This is a genomic window from Bombella saccharophila, assembly GCF_026385475.1.
Lineage (GTDB): Bacteria > Pseudomonadota > Alphaproteobacteria > Acetobacterales > Acetobacteraceae > Bombella > Bombella saccharophila.
Map to the genome: position 1 here is coordinate 178762 of NZ_JANIDW010000003.1, position 18614 is coordinate 197375.

General features: G+C 52.1%; 19 protein-coding genes and 1 tRNA gene. 13 read left to right on the top strand and 7 right to left on the bottom strand.

The features are described 5' to 3' along the window. Position 1 precedes the first annotated feature (1 nt). The 9 genes from NQF64_RS06940 to NQF64_RS06980 all read left to right on the top strand — a co-directional run bounded on the left by NQF64_RS06940 (position 2) and on the right by NQF64_RS06980 (position 8913). Positions 2-2227 (top strand): chemotaxis protein CheA, encoded by a 2226-nt coding sequence (locus tag NQF64_RS06940; RefSeq protein WP_266106910.1) that lies wholly within the window; start codon positions 2-4, stop codon positions 2225-2227. A gap of 31 nt (positions 2228-2258) precedes the next feature. Further along, a complete protein-coding gene (locus NQF64_RS06945) occupies positions 2259-2774 on the top strand; it encodes a chemotaxis protein CheW (protein ID WP_099026889.1) in 516 nt (171 codons plus the stop codon). A gap of 8 nt (positions 2775-2782) precedes the next feature. Continuing rightward, the gene (locus NQF64_RS06950) at positions 2783-3616 is read left to right on the top strand and encodes a CheR family methyltransferase (protein ID WP_099026888.1); all 834 of its coding nucleotides are present in this window, start codon (positions 2783-2785) and stop codon (positions 3614-3616) included. Positions 3617-3620: 4 nt separating this feature from the next. Beyond that, positions 3621-4670, top strand: a complete 1050-nt coding sequence (locus NQF64_RS06955; RefSeq protein WP_099026887.1) for a protein-glutamate methylesterase/protein-glutamine glutaminase — start codon at positions 3621-3623, stop codon at positions 4668-4670. Positions 4671-4759: 89 nt separating this feature from the next. Next, positions 4760-5149, top strand: a complete 390-nt coding sequence (locus NQF64_RS06960; protein ID WP_099026886.1) for a response regulator — start codon at positions 4760-4762, stop codon at positions 5147-5149. Beyond that, positions 5146-5625, top strand: a complete 480-nt coding sequence (locus NQF64_RS06965) for a chemotaxis protein CheD (protein WP_099026885.1) — start codon at positions 5146-5148, stop codon at positions 5623-5625. The genes NQF64_RS06960 and NQF64_RS06965 overlap by 4 nt, the downstream gene beginning before the upstream one ends. 40 nt (positions 5626-5665) lie before the next feature. After that, positions 5666-6025, top strand: coding sequence for a hypothetical protein (locus NQF64_RS06970; RefSeq protein WP_099026884.1), 360 nt, complete (start codon positions 5666-5668; stop codon positions 6023-6025). Positions 6026-6100: 75 nt separating this feature from the next. Continuing rightward, the gene (locus NQF64_RS06975) at positions 6101-6934 is read left to right on the top strand and encodes a hypothetical protein (RefSeq protein ID WP_266106911.1); all 834 of its coding nucleotides are present in this window, start codon (positions 6101-6103) and stop codon (positions 6932-6934) included. 149 nt (positions 6935-7083) lie between these two features. Next, entirely contained in the window at positions 7084-8913 is a 1830-nt protein-coding gene (locus NQF64_RS06980; RefSeq protein ID WP_266106912.1) for a carbohydrate porin, read from the top strand. On the opposite strand, the gene NQF64_RS06985 is transcribed toward NQF64_RS06980, so the two are convergent. Beyond that, the gene (locus tag NQF64_RS06985; protein WP_266106913.1) at positions 8901-9407 is read right to left on the bottom strand and encodes a phosphate-starvation-inducible PsiE family protein; all 507 of its coding nucleotides are present in this window, start codon (positions 9405-9407) and stop codon (positions 8901-8903) included. The genes NQF64_RS06980 and NQF64_RS06985 overlap by 13 nt on opposite strands. Before the next feature lie 214 nt (positions 9408-9621). On the opposite strand from NQF64_RS06985, the gene NQF64_RS06990 reads away from it, so the two are divergent. Next, positions 9622-10002, top strand: a complete 381-nt coding sequence (locus NQF64_RS06990; RefSeq protein WP_099026882.1) for a hypothetical protein — start codon at positions 9622-9624, stop codon at positions 10000-10002. Positions 10003-10167: 165 nt separating this feature from the next. Here the strand turns inward: NQF64_RS06990 and NQF64_RS06995 are convergent. From NQF64_RS06995 to NQF64_RS07005, 3 genes are all read right to left on the bottom strand, one after another. Further along, positions 10168-10242 (bottom strand) — tRNA-Thr (locus NQF64_RS06995). Between the two features lie 86 nt (positions 10243-10328). After that, positions 10329-10529, bottom strand: a complete 201-nt coding sequence (locus tag NQF64_RS07000; protein ID WP_266106914.1) for a hypothetical protein — start codon at positions 10527-10529, stop codon at positions 10329-10331. 55 nt (positions 10530-10584) lie between these two features. Further along, on the bottom strand, positions 10585-11724 hold the full coding sequence (locus tag NQF64_RS07005; RefSeq protein ID WP_266106915.1) for an Mrp/NBP35 family ATP-binding protein: 1140 nt from the start codon (positions 11722-11724) through the stop codon (positions 10585-10587). A 161-nt stretch (positions 11725-11885) separates the two neighbouring features. Here NQF64_RS07005 and NQF64_RS07010 point away from each other — a divergent pair, with 161 nt between their 5' ends. After that, complete coding sequence (locus NQF64_RS07010) at positions 11886-13463, top strand: Do family serine endopeptidase (protein WP_266106916.1); 1578 nt, start codon at positions 11886-11888, stop codon at positions 13461-13463. 11 nt (positions 13464-13474) lie between these two features. Here NQF64_RS07010 and NQF64_RS07015 read toward each other — a convergent pair whose 3' ends face one another. Then, positions 13475-14308 (bottom strand): TerB family tellurite resistance protein, encoded by an 834-nt coding sequence (locus NQF64_RS07015; RefSeq protein WP_266106917.1) that lies wholly within the window; start codon positions 14306-14308, stop codon positions 13475-13477. A gap of 98 nt (positions 14309-14406) precedes the next feature. Continuing rightward, positions 14407-14655, bottom strand: a complete 249-nt coding sequence (locus NQF64_RS07020; protein WP_099026877.1) for a ribbon-helix-helix domain-containing protein — start codon at positions 14653-14655, stop codon at positions 14407-14409. A 118-nt stretch (positions 14656-14773) separates the two neighbouring features. Here NQF64_RS07020 and NQF64_RS07025 point away from each other — a divergent pair, with 118 nt between their 5' ends. Further along, positions 14774-16303 carry an adenosine deaminase family protein gene (locus tag NQF64_RS07025; RefSeq protein ID WP_266106918.1) on the top strand — a complete coding sequence of 510 codons (1530 nt, stop codon included), beginning with the start codon at positions 14774-14776 and terminating at the stop codon, positions 16301-16303. A gap of 48 nt (positions 16304-16351) precedes the next feature. Further along, positions 16352-17431 (top strand): purine nucleoside permease, encoded by a 1080-nt coding sequence (locus NQF64_RS07030; protein ID WP_266106919.1) that lies wholly within the window; start codon positions 16352-16354, stop codon positions 17429-17431. A gap of 19 nt (positions 17432-17450) precedes the next feature. Here NQF64_RS07030 and tgt read toward each other — a convergent pair whose 3' ends face one another. Then, a complete protein-coding gene (tgt, locus tag NQF64_RS07035; RefSeq protein WP_099027050.1) occupies positions 17451-18599 on the bottom strand; it encodes a tRNA guanosine(34) transglycosylase Tgt in 1149 nt (382 codons plus the stop codon). Positions 18600-18614 lie beyond the last annotated feature (15 nt).

The window sequence follows — 18614 nt, forward strand, 5'->3', positions numbered from 1 at the left end:
TATGAGTGATGTCATGGATGATATCCTCAAGATCTTCTTTGAGGAATGTGATGAACTGCTCCCCGAATTGGAACGAGGTTTAGGCGAGCTTTCAGCTGATGCGTCTGACCCAGAGACGATCAATGCGATTTTCAGGGCGGTTCATTCTGTAAAAGGTGGAGCAGCCTCTTTTGGGTTGGAACGCCTGGTGCGTTTTGCGCATGTTTATGAAAGTGCCTTGGATTGTTTGCGCTCTGGGCAAGTTAAACCTGACCAAACGATTATTAAAACATTCTTTATGGCAATGGATGTTTTAAGTGATTTAGTGGCAGAGGCAAAGCAAACAGGGGATGCGGTTGCAGATGACCGCATAGACGATAATCTTGGTAAACTTGAAGAGATTATCGGAACCAGTAAAGATGAAGCTGCGCCTGCTCAAGCAGAGGAAAGTGCTGTCCCAGAGGGATTTGTTCCCGTCACAGTAGATTTAGGCGCGTTTGATTTTGATGAGCCAGCAGAAGAGGAAGCAGCCACAGCGGCAGAGTCTCTTATTGTAACATTTCGCCCTCATGCTGACTTATATAGTCGGGGTGATGATGCGCGTAATTTGTTGTTGGGGCTAAAGGCTCTTTTACCGGAAGATCAAGCGCAGAACATGGAGGTAACGTGTCATAGGCAGACGTTACCGCCATTAGCCGATGCATCCGTTGATGAAGGTTATCTCCAGTGGGTTGTACGGCTGCCTACGGGCGCTACAGGCCCTACTGAAGCTGACATTCAAGCGGTTTTTGATTGGGTAAGTGATGTTTGTGACCTTACCATAACACAGGGTGAAGCACCTTTTGAGGACGACACTCAGCCAGAGGTTGAGGCGGCTATTGAAGAGCCAGAGCCAGAGCGTGAAGCAGAGCCTTTGCCTCAGCAACAAGCTGCCGTGGCACCAACGGCGACGTCTGTTCCAGCAGCTTCAACAAAGCAAACACGAAAACAAGAGCAGCATGCTTCAATCCGTGTCGATACGGGGCGGATCGGGATGTTGATGGATATGGTGGGGGAGATGGTTATAGGCCAAGCATCCCTAGAATCAGCTTTGTTTCAGCAGGGTGGTACACAAGATCAAGAATTGCTGAAACGCTTGGCTGTGCTCAAGACATTAACGCGCGACATCCAAGAGGCTGTTATGGCCATTCGTGCGCAGCCGGTTCGTCATGTTTTCCAGCGTATGCAACGTGTTGTGCGGGAGGCGAGTGGCCTTGCCGGTAAGGATGTACGCCTCATCTTAGAAGGTGAAGAAACAGAAATCGACCGGACGTTAATTGAGAATCTAACAGACCCCCTAACGCATATGCTGCGTAATGCTATTGACCATGGGATAGAAAACCCAGCAGTGCGGCAAGAGGCAGGTAAGCCTGCACAAGGGACAATCAGACTATCGGCGCGGCATCGTTCTGGTCGGATCTTGATTGAAATCCAAGATGATGGTGGTGGGATTAATAGCCAGCGCGTTTTGCAGACAGCCATTAAGCGGGGCATTGTTTCACCGGACGCTGTTTTGGATGAAAATGAGATTAATGAATTGATCTTTGCCCCAGGCTTCTCAACGGCTGAGGCAGTGTCGGACCTTTCTGGTCGTGGTGTGGGGATGGATGTTGTCCGGCAAGCGATTCAGAATTTGGGGGGACGGGTTACAATTAAGAGTAGGCCGGGGAAAGGCACCCTCTTTACGCTGAGCTTACCCCTAACGCTTGCTGTCTTAGATGGTATGCTCATCGAGTGCCGTGGCTCGGTGGTGGTTGTGCCTGTATCATCCGTGGTGGAATTAGTGACGGTGAATGTGAAGGAGGATGTGTATCATCTCCCTGATGGTAGCCATGTTGTATCCATAAGAAGCCGCTGTATCCCCCTAATCTATCTCGGAGACGAACTTACCCTCCCGCGTGAAATGAATGATATGACAGGGCCAAATCACATGGGGCGTGCTGGGGAAGAAGACCAGCTAATGGTGCTTGTTGTGGAGAATGAGGCGGGAGCGCGGGCGGCTTTGGTTGTCGATGGCGTGCGTGACCAGGCGCAGGTCGTGATTAAAAGCATTGAGAAGAATTACCGTCCTATCAAGGGGGTGTCCGCAGCGACCATCCTCGGGGATGGCAGTGTATCGCTTATTCTTGATGTATCGACGCTTATTGTCTCTGCCACGAAACGCGTTGACACACGCGCGTTAGAGCAAGTCGCTGCGCGTATCGCATAAAGAATAATGTAGAGAAGGAAGGCCAGAACTCATGTCGGTGGATCATAAAATACAGACGGGCCAGCAAGGTGATAAAGCAGCGGCCCCTTCCGGTAATGGAAGAGAGCAGATGATCATATTCACAGTAGGGGAGCAGCGTTATTGTATTCCTATTCTCCGTATTCGGGAGATACGTGAGTTTGAATCACCAACATATTTGCCGCATTGTCCACCTTATGTAGAGGGGGCAATTAATATTCGTGGTAATATTGTTACGGTTGTTAATCTTGCTCAATATTTAGGTACAGCTTGGCAGGAGGATAATGAGCGACGCGTTGTTATTATTATCGAGGGCAGTACAAGTCGGGCGACATGTGGTTTGTTAGTCGATAGTGTGATTGGCATTACCGATATTGTTTTGGATGAGATTCAGCCAATTTCGGTCGATGGCGGAGCTGCGGAATTGAGCGGTTTAGTAAGTATTGGTGAGCGTGTTATCCGTATTTTGCAATTGGATACGTTATTAGCACGTTTGTTGGGTGCTGATGTCATAAGCGCTGCGGGATAATAAGTAAGATGGAATCCCAAGGTAATTTTGCTTATTCAATAGCGGATTTTCACCGTGTGCAGGAGATTGCGCGAGCAGAGGCGGGGATTTATCTTCCGCTCTCTAAGCGTAATTTAGTGTTTTCGCGTGTATCGCGCCGTATTCGCGCTACCGGGCAGGATTCTTTTCGCTCTTATTTGGATTATGTGACATCCAAAGCCGGTCAGGCAGAATTACAAGAGCTGATTTGTGTTCTTACAACCAACGTAACGCAATTTTTCCGAGAGAAAGTACATTTTGACCATCTGCAACAAGAGCTATTGCCCACCTTAGCAACAAGGTTACGCCATGGGGGGCGAGGGCGGCTATGGTCTGCTGCTTGCTCTACCGGGCAAGAGCCATGGAGTATGGCGATGTCTGTTCTCTCCACTCTGCCTGATGCCCTGCATTTTGATATGAAGATCTTAGCAACAGATATTAACCATGCCGTAGTGGAGACAGGGCGGCGAGGTGAATATTGGCTAGATGACCTCCAAGGGGTGCCAGTACATTGGCGTGACCGGTATATGGACACCATAAGTGCTGATAAATTTATCATAGATGAGGAGGTACGGCGTCTCGTTACATTCCGGTCGTTGAATTTGAATAAACCATGGCCATTCCATGGTCAGTTTGACGCTATTTTTTGCCGGAATGTTGTCATTTATTTTGATGATGAGACCCGCAACGCCCTTTGGCAACGTTTAGCAGAACGGCTTGTCCCAGGTGGTTTTCTTTATGTTGGTCATTCTGAGCGGGTGGATGCTCTTCAACCGTGCCGACTAGAGGTCGTAGCTCCAACAATTTATAGAAAGAAGGATTAATGGCATGGGGAAGCGGGTTAAAGTTCTCATCGTAGATGATTCACGAACAGCGCGAGAATTAATCAAACGCTCGTTTCTAAAATATCCAGAGATCGACGTTATTGGTTTGGCATCCAACCCAATTGAAGCACGGGATTTGATTATTGCTGACCAACCTGATGTGATCACCTTGGATATTGAAATGCCTGGGATGAATGGCCTTCAATTCCTAGAGAAGATCATGCGCTTGCGTCCTATCCCTGTTGTTATGGTGTCTAGCATGACAACACGCGGGGCAAATACGGCTATTACCGCTTTGCAAATGGGGGCGTTTGAGTGTTTCCCCAAACAAAGTGGGACGGGTGAGGCGTTTGTTGGGTTGGGGCAAATTGTGTTGGAGGCTGCGGGGTCACGCCCTGGGGGGGTGCGTCATTATAAGGGGCCAGAGCTAGGAGCTGTAAAGCCAGCGATGGGGGCAATGCCTTTGCCTAAATTATGGCGTACCCATTTTGATATTGTAGGGATTGGCTCCTCTACTGGTGGTGTGGAAGCTATTGAGGAGGTATTGAGAGACCTACCGGCTCAGAGCCCGCCTATTGTTGTGTGCCAGCATATGCCATCGCTCTATACAGCGAGTTTTGCGCAAAGGTTGGATAGTATTATCCCGCAACTTTCCATCGCTGAGGCTAAGGATGGTGAAAGTCTAGCCCCGGGAATGGTCCGTATTGCCCCTGGGGGCACGCAACATTTGCTTGTAGGGGGGCAGGCCTCGCAGCTTGTGACCCGCTTAAAAGCGGGAGAGCCTGTTGGAGGACATCGCCCCGCGGTGGATAGTTTATTTCACTCCATCGCGCAAACGGTGGGGCGGAGTGCTTTAGGCATTATTCTGACAGGTATGGGGCGCGATGGTGCTGAGGGTTTATTGGCTATGCGTCGTGCTGGTGCGCGAACCATTGGTCAAGATAAAGCGTCATCTGTGGTTTATGGCATGCCGCGCGTAGCGGCAGAATTAGGGGCTGTAGAACATGAGGTGGCTTTGGCAGAGATACCACGCCTTGCGATGGGGTTATTGTAAGGTTGATGGTGTGAGTATGGTGCGCTGAATCCGCTTATTGGGTCAGCTAATGTGTAGAGTGATTATCAAAAGGCAGAAAGGTTTAGAAAATGCCGTCCGCATCTCAGATTCGAGCATTAATTGTAGATGACCAAGCTTCTATCCGGCAGGTATTGGCTAGTCACATGGCAGAGCTAGGTTTTAAGGGTATTGTGCAACGTAAAGATGGCCAAGAGGCGTTGGACTATCTTGCGAGCAATCCTGTTCATCTTGTTATCTCCGATTTTAACATGCCAGGGGTGGATGGCCTAGCTTTGTTGGAAGCTGTACGAGCCAACCCTAAAACGGCCAAGGTGGCTTTTATCATCTTAACAGGTGAGGCAAATGCCGGGTTGGTACAAAAAGCTGTGTCGGCTGGGGTGAATAACTTCCTCGCTAAGCCTTATACGTTAGCCAAATTAAAAGAAACGTTGGAGAAAGTATTCGGGCCTATCAGGTGAGTGATTCGCTGAATGTCATGACACTTATCCAAGGGGAATTAGCCATCTCTGATGATTCATCGATGGTGTTTAGTACCTTGTTGGGGTCGTGTATTTCAGTGTGTTTATATGACCCTTATGCGGGGGTAGGTGGGATGAATCACTTCCTATTGCCAGGGATGGATTGCGCTGGGGCTGCGTCTACAACCACGTATCTTTATGGGGTGAATGCCATGGATGAGTTGGTAAGGCGGTTGTTAAACGCTGGGTGCATGAAGGAACGGTTGGAATGTAAGGCTTTTGGCGGGGCCTCAGTTTTATCCATCGCAAGCAATATAGGGCAGGAGAATGTTGCGTTTTTATGGCGGTATTTACAGAGTAAGAACCTCTCTTGTGTGGCTTATAGCCTTGGTGGGCATAAAGTCCGGCGTATTCGCTTCTGGCCAACGACGGGGAAAGTCTTGCAATATCAGTGTCAGCCCACATCATCAGTATGATACAAAGTGAGTTTATGACTAAAATTACGGAGATAAAGCTATGATAGATAAACAAACCATAGGGGCCCAGCTATTAATGCAACGTCTGGCCATGGTATTAGATGATAGTTGTGTTCGGCTATACGATGTCCAGGACGTTGTTTCCCATTATGTAGAGACTGGGCAGCTAACCTCAGAGCAAATGGAGCGTTTACAAGCTCTCGATGCATTGACACAGGAGGTAGAGGCTGTGCGGTCCGTATTAAAACATATGGGAGAGTCTACCACACAAGGTGGCACTATAGCGTATAAACGAGAAGATGTTCTTGCAGATGTACATTTGTCACAGGTAAGGGATATGCTAAGTCATGGTAAAGCCTTTGAGAAAGAAACTAATCATGGGGATGTGCGTCTTTTTTAACTTTATTTTATAGTTTTGTGATTTAGGTGGGGTGATAATTCGCCTTGGGAAGGATGCGGTCAGTGGGCTTTTTTGATGATATTTCACCCAGAAAGCGGCAATGATAAGTATGAAGCAGAGAATGACGTGATCGGCATCATTGCAGCGACTGCGTATGGGGCAGTATTTCAACAACAAGGTGATATTGGGGATGAAGCGGCTCGTTTTTTAGTGGGATATCGGGAGGCTGCGGGGCGAGCAGGCTTTGGGGTGCATATGTTGCCTATTATCCTTACCGGCTCATGGTCTTTCCCTGGTACAGGTCGATTAGGGGAAGAGAAGCGCTGTTTGGTTGGTTTGCAAGATGGTAGTGGCAATGATGGCGTGTATCACTCAGTTTTACGTTTTTTCCCAACATTATTAGACGGGGATGATGAAGTTGTTATTTCCTTTATTGCTGTAGATAGCTTTCAGCATTGCTCTGTGGAGGATGCCCTAGATACGGGGCGTTTAGCTGCGTGTTTTGACCTCGCTGCATGGGGGGTGGATACATTACCTGCTCAGCTTAGTAATGGATTGCATGATTTAACAAAAGGAGAAGCTAAAGTATTATCGCTGGGTGTGTGGGTGAATATTTTAATTACGTGGTTATGTCGAACGAATATTGTCTCCCAGCATGTTTTGCAGAAGATGCGCCTAGCGATTTGTGGAATCGTCATAGAGAAGCTTGCCATATTAAGGCCTGGGCAAAATGACAGTAATATAGATGCGTATATAAAAGCACAGCCGGGGATTATGGTACGGCTAGCTGATATGCTTTCTTGCTACCCAGAGGAGCAGCTCGCTCATCTTCCTACGAATCCAGATGGGTTATGTCGCGCCATTGTGGAGCATTCTTTAAGGTTTTTTCAGGATAAAAAGTCAGTATAACGGCGCGGAAAACCGCCAATAATAGTATGAGTGTGACAAAGTAGAGACAAGTTATTCTTGATTAGTGTCCCGTATAGACGTGATTAACATTCTTTCATAAAATCACGCGGGACAGACTGGGGCTTGTCGATTAAGGGATCATTTAGCGTATGAGAGCATTTTCCGCGGTAGCATATCGTGTTTCAATAGGGTTGTCTCTTTTGTGTATGGGGAGCTCCCTCTCATGGGCTGCTGATGGTGGGACGACGGAGTATAACCGCGCGCTCTCTTACTCAGCTCCTAAGGGGGTATCCCCTGTGATGCGGGCTGCGGATAAAACGATAGAACCGCAGACCGTTGGCGGGGGCACGCAATATTTGTTCAAGCAAGATGGGCAGCATGCATCCCCACCGTTGCATACTGACCCTCCGCTTGCGCCCGCTCAGACACAACGGGCGATGGCTGAGCGTACGGCCAAGGATTTTATTCATCACATGGGGATGAAAACCCAGCCTTATTCCAATTACCCTAAAGAAGAGTTCGGGGTTTTTGGAGAAAATGGACGCGAGTTGCTGGAGCGGGTGAATATTCCGTTGCATGCGGGTGACCCTGAGAGCAAATCTGGCCCGCCATTACCGCAAGCTGAGGCTCTGTTGCCTGAAATGCACTGGAATCGCTGGTTGCGAGACCGGGGCGTGGCTTTCATGTTTGATACAACAAATGAGTTTGCCGGGGCCATTACTAGCCCGACAAAGGGGTTGGGTCTAAAGCAGGGTGCCTCTAACGCTGGGCAATATAGTTTTGAAAATGATATTGATTGGTATAAATTAGCCGGTATTCGTGGTTTCGAGACGCATGTTATTGGCGTGGGCCGTTATGGTATTTCCGCGAGTAAGATGTTTGGGGATAATACAAACCCCAGTCAGGAAATCTATGGCGGTGGCGGTAATGTTGTGTTCCATCTTGTCCATTTTTATGGGGAAGAAACATTATGGGGTGGGCGTCTGAATATTGCTATGGGGCGGATGTCCAGCAATACAGATTTTGCCAATAGCCCGCTTTACTGTAACTTTATGAATAACGCCTTCTGCGGTAACCCGAAGGCGGTGACGGATAACTATGTGCGTTCCTCTTATCCGGGGACAAGCTGGGCGGCGCGTATTCGGGCACGGCCAACAAATAGTACGTATATTCAGGTTGGTGTGTATTTCCCAGAGCGCGGCATTTACGGTGTGCAGGAGAATCGAACTGGTTTTAAATTCAATGGCGCGATGATTAGTGGTGTCTTGACGCCTATTGAGTTCGGTTGGGAGCCAGAGTTCGGTAAAGCGCATTTATCTGGCCATTATAAAGTCGGTTTTGCGCCTGATACATCAGACCATTATCTTGGGGTGTATAACCCCCCTAATCGCCGTAATGCCGGGCAAACAATGATGAGAATCCCGAATTGTCCGACCTGCAATGGCGTTGGGGATGCGGTGCCGGGGACAGGGATTCGCCGTAACTTCAACTGGGGTATGTGGTTCTTGGCCGACCAGATGATTATCCGCCATCCTACGAAAGATACGGTGGAAGGGGGTTTGATTGCCTTCTTTGATGCGTATTGGAACAAGCCAGATGTTGCCATGCGCGGTAAATTATACGCTTTTGGGTTGGTTGATACTGGTTTTTGGCGTGCGCGCCCGCTTGATACGGTGGGTGTATCTTTCTCTTATACAGGTTCTAGCCATTCCACACGGGCGGCGCAGCGTTTCCAGGTGGAGCATGGCATGGCTCCAGCGGCGGGCAGCCCTTATTATTCCTCTGGCGGGGCCCCGCTTATGTGGGGGTCTTATGGGGTGCAGCGTTGGGGGAGCACGCTGGAGGCCACATACCGTATCCATGTCATGCGGGGTGTGACCTTCGCGCCGGACTTCCAATATTACTTTAACCCCGGCATGCAGCGCGTTTTAAAAGATGCGGCGATGCTTGGCTTTAAATCACACGTTCAGTTCTTCTGAGGTGGCGTGTCTTGGCTTGTCTGTGAGGGTGGAGGGATTGTGGCATCAACACGTGCCATCGCCTTACCCCGGACAAGCCAATAAGCCGCAGAAAGTGATAAAACAGCAGCGGAGAGGGCGAGCAGTTCGCGAACATTGACACCGTTAAGGTCCAGCACGATGAATTTGCGCACCGCGGCCATCATGCCGATGAGCAAGACCGAACGCATACGAATCATCCCCTGAGATTCCGAACCTGGTAGGACGAGGATGGAATGGCGGAACTCCAAAGCAATCAGTACAATGAAGAAGAGGCCGAAGACTTCCTGCAATATAGCGGGGTCTGTAGGTTGTAAGCCTGCATGAAGCACCAGCTTTACAACGGCTACTACGACATGCAGCAACCCTAAGCAGGCGACAATGGTGATGCAGAGGGAGAGGATGAGCATAGCTCCCCCCTCAAAAATATCAAATAAACGGGCAAGCCCGATGAAACCGGGGAAGGTGTTTTTCATGAAACGGCAAAAGCCTTTACTCTGTGAGGGATGACGCCTATCTGGGCGCATTATGTCATGTCATAACCATCATCTTATGGCGAGGAAAGGCTTTATATCACAAGCAGAGGGGGCAAGTGCTAGTCTTGCGCTTTATTGCTGCTTTTAGAAAGAGCTAGATAGTGTGCGTGAAATAACGTAACGCTTATCGGGTATGTTTTTGGAGGTTAAGAGAATGAAACGTCTTTTACTATGTGCCACTCTGCTTCTGCCTTTATCTGCCCCGGTAGCGGCACATGCTGCGGATGCACAACAGGTGGATATACAACATGCGGAAACGCAGCATCTTGTTGTGGGTATTGGTCTGAAACATTGTAAGTTCCACTTAAACAGCAAAGACCCTATGGCAAAGCCTTTGGTGTATAGCTGGGTGCAGGGCGCGATCACCGGCATTGATAACGCTATGGCCGCTGCAACGGGGAAAGAGCTGCTTATCAATAAGGTGACATCTAGCGATGTTATTATCTCTGTGTTTGATAGCGTCTGTCGCTCTAATCCTACAATGACGATTGAGGCCGCAGCGAATGAGACATATGGTAAATTGCTAAAGCGGTAATAACATGAGCACGTTATAAACGGCATGCTGCCTCCCCTATTTTTAAGGGGGGGCAGCGTGCTTATTATGCTCAAACAAAGTACGCTTAACCTGTACCTAGCCTTAAGGCTGCCCTACAGGCGTCGCAGGCGCGCACTATACTCATTTAACAATATAGGGAAATCATGGTGCCGGATGAGAGATTCGAACTCCCGGCCTTCGGTTTACAAAACCGCTGCACTACCACTGTGCTAATCCGGCGACGGAGGCTTCATCTCATTTTTGGAGCGTTAAATCAAGAGGGAAAATGCACGAACGGAGAAATAGCCGCAGCTTCAAAGCAAGGCTTAATGTGAGGCTGAGCCTTGATGCTGGGTGAGATGCTCTGGCGGGGCGAGGACGGGGCCATTCGCGACAAAGCCGTACCCATCTGAGGAGAGGCCGCGATGAGCGACCTCTTGATGAGTGATGCAGGCCGTAAGGCTAACGCACATCATAGTAAGGCTGATAACGAGGAGCCATTTGTGAGGGGAATAAAGAGAGGCCATAAACTATGCTTTCAGAAGATGATGGGCGTTTTATACCAAAAAATGGATAACAACATCACGCCGCGTCATGGTGGCTGAGCTGGTCCTTTAGGTGGCGGGCGATGGCTGTATAAGCCTGCGAGGCGGGGTTGTCAGGCTCGCGCAGGACGAGGGGGGTGCCTTCATCGGCACTGCATCGGATGTCGCGCAGCAAAGGAATCTCACCTAAAAAGGGGATGTTAAGGGTGTTTGCTTCTTCCTTTGCGCCTCCATGGCCAAAGAGGTCTGTTCGCTCATGGCAATGAGGGCAGCAGAAAAAGGACATATTCTCAATCAACCCTAAAAGGGGCGTGCCTATTTTCTCAAATAATGTCACGCCACGGCGGGCATCTAGCAGGGCAATATCTTGGGGGGTTGAGACAATCACAGCCCCGCCCTTTTGTAGTTTGTCAGATAATTTCCGTGTGAGGGTGAGTTGCGCATCACCCGTACCGGGGGGGAGGTCCACAATGAGAACGTCTAACGCCCCCCACGAGACATCGCTCATTAATTGAGTGAGGGCTCCCATGACCATGGGGCCACGCCAAATCATCGCTTGCTCTTTCTCAACAAGATAGCCGATGGACATGGTCTTAAGCCCCCAACGCTCAAGCGGGAGGAGCTTGCCATGGTCCACTATGGGTTTTTGGGTTTCACCTAACATATGCGGGAGGGAGGGGCCGTAAATATCGGCATCAAGCAAGCCGGTTTTCAGGCCCAGCCGCGCAAGGCTGCAAGCGAGATTGACGGCCGTGGTGGATTTACCAACTCCCCCTTTGCCAGAGGCCACAGCGATGACGGCTTTTACCTCTGGCAAGTATGCCTCTGGTGGGGCGGCATGATTTGTAGAGCCGGGTTTAGGGCGTTCACCTAAAGCGAGCGGGCGATGGCCACCTGTAGAAGGGGCCGCTTGTGATGGGCTGGTGGACGGTGAACGATGGGCTGTCAGAGATAGTGTGAGTCGCTCTATAGCTGGATGATGCGTAATAGCGTCCTCAAAAGCTTGACGGTTTTTATGCAAAAGAGGCGCGCCTTTTGCGGTGATGCGTAGAATGAGATGGGCATGGCCATGCTCTAAGGTTAGGGCCTCGATTGTGGCATGAGGGGCTAAATGATGGGCCTCAAGCAGTGTTGTGATGTGCTGCGTGAGGGTGGTTGTGTCGTCTTGAGCAGTCATGGGGCAAGGTCTCTCGTGCATAAAACTGCCTCATGAGGCAAAAAAACATAAACAAGCGCGTTGGAAGGATGACGGCCAGCGCGTGGTGGGGTAGTTTCTATCACATGAGCCGATTCATGTATTCTTCTCTTCTTTCATCTTCGCGTGCATGGCTGTCTTGCATGGTGTCATGTGCGCTCCTCTCTGGTGTGATGGTGCCGTCTCATAGGGCATGGGCGCAAGGGGAGGCAGGGACGGAGGCCCCCGCTGCTACAGGGCCTATGACGACCGCGCAGGAGGCCGGGGCAGCACGCGCAGCGCATGAGGCGGCGATGATGCCCGGCTTTGCAGCCTTAACGGATAGGCTTTTGCCTGCGGTGGTGAATATTTCCGTCTCCAGCGTTATCCATGCTGATGAGCATCAGCCAGAGGGCCCCGATGGGAGTGCCCCCGCCGGGCCGCAATCCTCGCCTTTTCCCCCCGGTTCGCCCTTGGAGAAGTTTTTTCATGATTATCTCCATCATCGGCATGAGGATGGTAAGCCGGAGCGGCAGGTGCAGGCTTTAGGCTCAGGCTTTATTATCGACCCTTCCGGTGTGGTCGTGACGAATAATCATGTGATTGAGAATGCACAGCAAGTCAGCGTGACCCTCTCCGATGGGACGGAGTATCCTGCGCGGATTGTAGGGCGGGATAGTAAAGAGGACCTCGCGGTGTTGCAGGTCACGGCGGATCGTCCTTTACCCTCTGTCCCGTTAGGCCGTAGTGATGAGGCCCGGATTGGTGATTGGGTCTTAGCCATTGGTAATCCTTTTGGGTTGAGCGGTACGGTGACAGCGGGGATTATCTCCTCGCGTAAGCGCAATGTGGACCATGGTTTGTATGATGATTTCATCCAGACTGATGCGGCTATTAACCATGGTAATTCTGGTGGGCCACTCTTTAACCTGAAAGGGGAAGTGATTGGCATTAATACGCTGATTTATGGGGGCTCAGGCGGGGATTCGATTGGTATTGGCTTTGCCATCCCCGCTGATGATGCGCGTGGGATTATCGCTCAATTACGGCAGAGGGGCTATGTACGCCGGGGTTGGTTGGGCGTGCGGTATCAGGATGTTACGCGGACGATGGCAGAGGACCTCTCCTTCCATAAAGAGGGGGATTCAATGGGGAAGATGTGGGGGACAGGGGCCATTGTAGCAGAGGTTATGAAGGATGGTCCTGCTCAAAAGGCAGGGTTACAGGTTGGTGATATTCTCACCGCTCTAAACGGCCAACCCGTGACAGGCCAAACATTGCCACGCCTTGTTGCAGGGCATGAGCCGGAGGAGCATGTTCGTTTCACCCTATGGCGGCGTGGGGCGTATCAGGTGGTGGACTTCACGTTAGGGAAAAACCCGGAGGAGAAAGACCCGCTCCCCTCCGATACGCATCCGCCTGAGCATGCCGTAAAAACACTGCATGACCTCGGCTTGAAGCTCGGGGTTATCGACCAGACAGCCCGCACACAATATGAGCTGAGTGATAGTCAGCGTGGTGTATTGGTGTTGCGTGTGTTTGATGGCAGCCCTGCTGCGAGCCGTATGATGGCAGAGGGGAATGTGATTCTCCAAGTGGGGGAACAAGAGGTGAATACGCCAGATGCGTTACAACACGCCCTTGACCGCGCACGGGAGCTGAAACGGACGGATATTCTGCTGCTTGTGCAGGATAAAGAGGGCCTGCGCTGGGTGCCGCTCCCGCTGGGAGTCACGCCGTAACGTCGTGGCGGTTATAGACCGCGATCGCGTTTAATTTGGTCCCATGCGGCATTGATGCGCGCGATGCGCTCTTGCGCGGCTTTGCGCTGAGCGTCGGTCATGGGTTGTTGGGCGAGGCGGTCAGGGTGATATTCACGGATTAAGACGCGCCAACGGGTGCGGACCTCGCTATCACTGGCTTGTGCGCTAATGCCGAGGATGCGGTAACAATCCGCCGCGGAGGAGGTCGATGCGGCACGGGCTTGGCCTGTCTCTGCGCGTTCCCATACACGGGCGGAAAGGCGAAAGGCCTGATGAGTCCGGCGGAGAAAGTCTTGCTCTAAGGGGTGAAGTTCCGCCCCAGCGGGGAGGTCAGCTTTCGCAATCCGAAAGAGGACGGTCAGCAGGCTTTCTAGCGGTTCGGGCTTATCGGCAAAGGCACGGCCAAGCTCTTGGGCGTATAGTTCAAAATCATCTGTCCGTTCGCGGGCGCGGTCAAAAAGGAGGCCGACTTCCTTTTGATTCTCCGCTGGGAAGCGAAATGCCGCTTTAAATGCGTTAATTTCTGCCCGATTTACGGGGCCGTCAATTTTGGCCAATTTGGCCGAGAGGGTGACGACCCCCAGCCCGTAAAGCTGGTCTGTTTTACCAAAAAGAGCCGCGAGTTTTGCCGCTGTAAAAAAGGCAGCATTATGGGGGTCTGGCCGCCCTTGGGTGGGGAAGCGATCCCCCCATGTGCCAGAAGGCGGGGTGAGAATCTTATCCGTATCGGTAAGGTGCCCTAAAATCATCCCAAGAAGGCCACCGACCGGCCCGCCAGCGGCAAAACCGGCTACCCCACCAAACATCTTTCCCCAGAAAGCCATCGCCGCCTCCGTGATTCGAGCATGGTCAGCTTATCATGGAGATTAGAGCAGCGGGAATAGGTAAGAGCGTATAATAGGCGTGATGAAAGCGCAGCGCGTTAGGGGGGTGTATGATGCTGGTGTTGGGCAAAACGTAAGGCGGAAAGGCGCAAGAGCGAGGCCAGTGATTGTTCTGGTGGGCGGTCTGTATCAAGCTTAGCGATAAAGGTAGCCAAGGGGCATTGGGCGTGGCGGGCCATGCTCTCCAGCACTTGCCAAAACTCTGCTTCTAAAGCGATGGAGGTCCTATGCCCATATAGGCTGAGGCTGCGTTTTTGGAGGCGATACGCTGTTGGGTTGTGCTGCATAAGGGGAGATTGTGACAGGTCGCGCCGTATGGGGGAAGGGGATTTTCTTGTCAGTTACGCGTAGGGACGCCATGATAGGGCTATGAGAGTCTTACAGCTTTTATCCTGCCTTATTATTATGATGGTTCACCCAGCTTATGCGGCGGCGGGTGTGCCCTCGGTCCCCGCATTATTTGAGTCGCTTAAAAGTGACCCTGTGCGGCTGGAGCTTTTCTTACGAGCCTTCCCCAAAGGGGCGGATTTGCATAATCATCTCTCTGGTGCGGTATATGCGGAGAGCTTTTTAAAATGGGCCGCGCAGGATGGGCTTTGTGTTTCGCTTACAGAGCAAACGATTCTATCTAAACCATGCCCTCATCCGGCAGCGGGGCAGATACAGGCGGCTTTGTTAGCGGATAATGCCGCAGCGTGGGATAAGATGGTCAATGCGCTTTCCATGCGGCATTATGTGCCAACGGGGGAGGATCGCTCCGGTCATGACCATTTCTTTGCGACCTTTTTGCGGTTTGCTGTGGTGGATCAGGCTCATCAAGGCGATATGTTGGCCGAGGCAGCCAATCAAGCCGCCCGTGACCATGTGCATTATGTAGAGCTACAAATTGCCCCGCTCTCCTTCCCCCTTTTAGGGGAGATGATGCATAAGGCCTCCTTACCGCCCCTCAAAAATGCGGCTGATTTAAAAGCCGCTTATGAGGCTCTGCGTTCTGCGTTGGGCCAGATGGGCGCGCGCTCGCGTCAGGCTGTGGATGCGATGGAGGCCCGCGCCCATGCTGTGATGCAATGTGGCACCAGCCATGCCGCAGCTGGGTGTGGCGTGACGATACGTTATCATTATTCTATTTTACGCATTTTCCCTGCGCCTTTTGTATGGACGCAGCTTGTGGCTGCTTATGAGAGCGTTAAGCAGGATGCGCGTTTTGTGGGGGTGAATATCGTAGCCCCAGAGGATGACCCCATCGCCCTGCGTGATTATGACCTGCATATGCAGATGTTCCATTATCTCAATCAACGCTACCCCGGCACGCATTTGAGCCTTCATGCAGGGGAGGTAACACCGTCTCTCGTGCCTGCGGCGGATTTGGACCATCATATCCGTGAGGCGATTGAGGTCGCAGGGGCGGAGCGTATTGGCCATGGGGTGGATGTGCTGTGGGAGCGCGACCCGGTAGGGTTGCTACATGAGATGGCAAAGCGGAAGATTTTAGTGGAGGTGAATCTCACCAGTAATGATGAGATTTTGTCCGTTAAGGGCGCGCGCCATCCTTTCCCGCTTTACCGTCATGCGGGTGTGCCTGTGGCCCTCTCCACCGATGATGAAGGCGTCTCGCGTAGTGATTTAACGCAAGATTATATGCGGGCCGTGCTGGCTTATCATCTGGATTATCCGACGCTTATTCAGCTTTCCCGTACGAGTTTGGAATATGGGTTCCTACCGGGGGAGAGCTTATGGGTAGGGCGGCAACCGGGGCAGATTGTGCCTTCCTGTGCAGGGGGTGGAGAGTGGGGGCGGGCTGATAATATCGCCTCTGATTGCACCCGCCTTCTACAGCGGAGTTTAAAGGCCAAGTTGCAATGGCAGTTAGAGGCGGCCTTTCACCACTTTGAGGCCGATATAATGGCAAATCCTTTATTGACTTCTACACCATAAGGGCCGTGTGATGATGAGAGGGAAGGCATGATCATGAGTTGTAGCAGGATGAGACGGTTTTGCAGCGTTATGCTAGCGGGCGTCATAGCTGGGCTAGGGGTAGGAATAGGGGTTAAAGCCCACGCGCAGGCCGCGCCGCTGGAGGTGCGCGTTGTGGTGGTGACGACCTTTGAGCTTGGGCAGGATAGAGGCGATATGCCGGGGGAGTTTCAACATTGGGTGGAGCGTTACCCGTTGGAGCAAAGCTTCCCTGCACCGGGGACGGAGCATGGTGTGCTGCGCTATAACGCGCAGGACCATGTGTTGGGGCTTGTAAGCGGGGAAGGCCCCAGCCATATGGCCGCCGCCATTACGGCTTTAGCGTTAGACCCTCGTTTTGACCTCCGTCATGCTTATTTCATATTAGCTGGGATTGCGGGGGTGAACCCATATAAAGCAAGCCTCGGCTCGGCCGCTTGGGCGCGTTATGTGGTCAATGGTGGGGCTGCACATCTTATTGATTCACGTGAAATACCAGCCGATTGGCCGGATGGCTTTACGCCTCTCCAAGGGCATGTACCTGATGAGTACCCTCGCCCGCCGCTTCACTCCATCGCGGGGGATATGGCGTATCAGTTACGGCCTTCTCTGGTGCAATGGGCGTATGAGCGCACAAAGGCCATAACTTTGCCCGATAACGCAGCCTTACAGGCCCATCGTCATGCTTATCAAGACTTCCCCGAGGCTCTAAAGCCCCCTCATGTGATGATAGGCGATACTATCTCTAGCGAGACTTATTGGCTCGGGGCGCGGATGAATCGTTGGGCAGAGCGGTGGGTGTCTTATTGGACGGACCATCAAGGGGAGATGGTGACAACAGCGGAGGAAGATATTGCCCTCTGCCAAGCTTTGGCCTTGCAAGCGAAAGCGGGCCGTGTGGATGCGCAGCGTATCCTTATCCTACGGACTGCCAGCAATTTTGATATGCCGCCCACCGCCATTACCCCCGCGACGATGTTGGCCAATGCCGCGCATGAGGAAAATCTACCGGGCCTTCATGCCGCAACGGACGCCGCTTATCGTGTTGCCAGCCCCATTGTGCGGCACTTAGCGACAGATTGGGCCCGGTATAAGGAGCATGTCCCCTAACCTTAAAAGAGGGGGAGAGTTAATCTTGATGGTAGCGAGGCATGGGGTATTCCTCCTCGCTCCAATCGCCTTTGGCCCAGTTTTGGCGGAGTTCGGCTGCGGTTTGCTCTAACGTGCCCGCTATAATCGCAGCGCGAATTTGGCGCATGAGCCGTTGATAATAAGCAAGATTATGAAGGGTGAGGAGCATCGGCCCTAACATCTCATTCGCGCGGAAAAGATGATGGAGATAAGCGCGGCTATAGCGGCCTGCCATAGGGCTATCATCATCTGGCGAGATAGGCCGTGTATCTTCAGCAAAGCGGGCATTGCGGAGGTTTAATGTCCCGCGCTCGGTATAAGCGCGGGCAGTACGGCCAGCACGGGAGGGCATGACGCAATCGAACATATCGCAGCCACGCATAACGGCTCCTAAGAGGTCATCAGGTGTGCCAACACCCATGAGATAGCGTGGTTGGTCCTCAGGGAGGAGGGGGGTTGTATAATCCAGCGTGGAGAACATCAGCTCTTGCCCTTCCCCCACGGCGAGGCCGCCAATCGCATAGCCTTCAAAGCCGATGTCACGCAAGGCGCGGGCGGAGTCTGCGCGTAAGTCGGGCTCTGTCCCACCTTGGACAATGCCGAATTGCCCATAGCCGGGGCGGGCGATAAATGCCTCGCGGGAGCGCGCTGCCCATCGCATAGAACGCTGCATGGAGGCCGCTAGCACCTCTTTAGTAGCGGGGAGGGCAGGACATTCATCAAAGGCCATCGTGATGGTGGCATCTAGCTTATATTGGATGTCTGTCGAGCTTTCAGGCGTGAGGCGGTGGGCACTGCCATCAATATGGGAGCGGAAGGTCACGCCATCTTCATCCATCTTACGCAATGGCCCTAAGGACATGACTTGGAAGCCACCAGAATCGGTTAGGATAGGCCCTGGCCAATCCATCATGCGGTGTAAGCCCCCTAGGCGTTGTACGCGCTCTGCGGTGGGGCGGAGCATGAGGTGATAGGTATTGCCCAGCACAATACCAGCCCCGGTAGCCCGCACATTATCCATCGTAATGCCTTTGACCGTCCCGACCGTCCCAACAGGCATAAAGGTTGGGGTGGGGACACTGCCGTGGCGTGTGTGCAGCCAGCCCGCTCTGGCTTGCCCAGACTGAGCTTCCTTTTGCCAATGCATATGCTCGGAGGCGGT